Source organism: Mesorhizobium sp. M7A.F.Ca.CA.004.12.1.1, assembly GCF_003997835.1.
Lineage (GTDB): Bacteria > Pseudomonadota > Alphaproteobacteria > Rhizobiales > Rhizobiaceae > Mesorhizobium.
The window spans coordinates 1-2,656 of the sequence record NZ_RZRK01000825.1; the positions used below are offsets into that span (position 1 = coordinate 1).

Below are 2,656 nucleotides of genomic sequence, written 5' to 3' on the forward strand. Positions count from 1 at the left end.
AGCCCGACGCAGGCTTGGGGACGAAAATGAGAACAGGCAAGATGATGGCGGCGGCCGTGGCCTGGATCGCGGGAGCCTTCCCGACCGGCGCTCAGGAGCAAACGCCGGAGCCCTCGCAGAAATCGGTCCGCCTGGTCGTAAACGGGCAGGTTTCGGAAGACGACAACCAGCAGCGGCTGAATGCCAGGATCGTCGCTGCATTCTCCGACCTTCCGGTAGCCTTCGGCATGGCCGCGGAGAAGGGAAACGGCGTCGCGCGGCTGATGGTTGGCGGTGCGGCGAACCTGGGCGAACTGCTCGCCGTGCAGGTTACCGGACAATTCGTCCGCGAGGATGCCGATCAGCTGTTCGGCCTGACGACAGACAAGAGTGTCGAAACCTGGAGCCTTGCCAGCTCGCTCGACCTGCGCCTGAGCGCGGCGACCACGGTTTCTCTCGGTGTCGATGGCTGGAACAGCCCGTCCGCCATTTTGATTGACGAGCCCTTCGCGAAGACGCGCTTCGACGGCGCGAGCGGCGTTCGGGTTGCGCCCGGCTTCGAAACCTATCTCGATCCGACCCTGAGATTAGGCGCCAGGATCGGCTACGAGCGTGCCATCGACAATGGCGATGACGGGCTGTTCGCAAAGGTTGATTTCAGCAAGGCGTTCGGCAAGACCTCGATCGAGGGAACGGCCTGGACCTCGCCCAATTTCGGCGCGGGCGCGCAGATCGGATTGGGCTATGCCTTCGACAACGACATGACGGCAAGCGTCTACGCCGGCTATCGTGACGGGATGACGCAAGGCGCCTATCTGGGCGCGAAACTGTCGATGGATTTTGGACCGCACGCTTCGCAGGAAAGCGGTGGCCTCATCAACCGCCTCGACCGCCAGATGCAATATGCTGAAATGACGATGCCGGGCGTTCCCAAGACGGCCCGCGCGGCGGTTTCCACCGAGATCAATTCCCCGTTCAAGACTGTGTTCGACGTGCCATGCCAGAGTGTCGAGCCAACGCCCGGATGCACGTTCTTCATGGCGAACGGAAACCGGATCACCCTTGCGGACGATCCTCACTACAACAGATACGGCAACGGCTCCGACGATCTCGGATATGTCAGGTTCGACAGCGTCGGCAACGCCGCCGTGTACAACAATCTTGGCCAATACCAATATTCGTCATCGGCGAGCGCCTTCGAAGGGTTTGTCGGCGGAACGACCATCGGCGTCGGCACTACGGGTTTCTACTGGGAGAACGTTGCCAGCGGCACATACTGGCTCGGCAAGAACGGTATCCTGTACTCGGCTAATTCCGGCTCAAGCAACTTCCAACAGGCAATCAACTGACCATCCCCGCCGCCTTGCGGTGCCGAAGCGACGGACCGGTTGATTTGACACTTTGCGCGCGGCGACCATGATCCGCGCCACTCACCTATACTCAAAAATCGACCTGAATATTCCGGGCGCGATCACCGACAGCGGATTGATGTCCAGCAGCGGCTTGTTGGCATTGCCTTTGAGCCGGTAGGTGACGCCGATCAGGCCACGGTCACGGCCATTGCCGAGCAGCGCGCCAACGATGGGCAATTCGCCGAAGATGCGATTGAGGCCATAGACCGGCATGAATGTGCCGGTCATGTCCATGTTGTTGTCCTGGTCGTAGAGCGTGCCCTGGAACGTCGTGCCGATGCGCGGTCCGCGCAGCACGCCATTGGCCAGTTTCAGATAGCCGCTGCCCTTGTCGATCTCGGCGTAACCGCGTTCGAACTTCACCCGCGACGTATCCAGCTTGCCTTTGACCGCCTGATTGAGGCTGCGGTTGTCGCCGGCCGGCGTGGTCGAGACGATGGAGGCCAATTTCGGTTCGTTGACCACGAAAAAGTTGCTGGTGTCGACCTTGCCCCTCAGCGATCCGTCGCTCGGCCCCGCAAGCGCCAGGGTGATCGTTCCGCCTTCCATATGCTCGTAGATATTGAGGAATCTCAGGATGGCGCCGGCGTCCGCGGACTGCATGTTGAGCGCGCGCCGGCCGGCGCCGGTGGTGTTGCTGATCGATATGGCGGCGCCCGAACTTGCCGTGGCGCTGACCTTCAGCCCGTTCACCCGCGAACCGGCAGCACTGTAGTCGAGCTTCAGATTGGACAATTGCTCGTCGTGGAAACCGGTCAGCCGGTCGACATCGGCGCTGACGGAAATGGCATCGGAACCGGTGGTCTTGGTAGCCGTGTCGACGTCCGAGGTGAACTGCTTGATCAGCGAGCGGGCATCGAGCGCGTTGCCCGATATCTCGACCGCATAGCCCTTGCCGGACCGCTTCACCGACACGGCAACGTCGTCGCCCCTGTTCAAGGTGACCTTGCTGAACCGCGCCGACGACAAGGCGCCATTGACCAGCACGATGCTGCCGTCGACGGAGAACGTCTTTCCGTCAAGGTCGAAATCGGACAGCGTCGTGGTGTCGCCGGACTTGGTCATGACGAAGGTGACATTGGCAGGAACCCCTGCCCCCTTGCCCCAGCCGGCCCAGGGAATGTCCAGCCTGGCGTTGGTCAGATCGGCCGAGACGTTCTGGTCGCCGCCGCCGTTCTTGTCGATCGCCACCTTCACCGTTCCGGCAAGCAGCGGCTTCAGGCCGGGCATGGCGGCGGCGCGGATCTTGTCGTCAAGCACCAGAG

General features: G+C 62.0%; 1 protein-coding gene and 1 pseudogene. One reads left to right on the forward strand and one right to left on the reverse strand.

The genetic code is table 11. The features are described 5' to 3' along the window. The coding region (locus EN984_RS30240; RefSeq protein WP_206517519.1) for a hypothetical protein at positions 1 to 1,328 on the forward strand (1,328 nt) is incomplete at its 5' end. Between the two features lie 81 nt (positions 1,329 to 1,409). Here EN984_RS30240 and EN984_RS30245 read toward each other — a convergent pair. Continuing rightward, a pseudogene (locus tag EN984_RS30245) lies at positions 1,410 to 2,656 on the reverse strand (AsmA-like C-terminal region-containing protein); the annotation flags it as partial.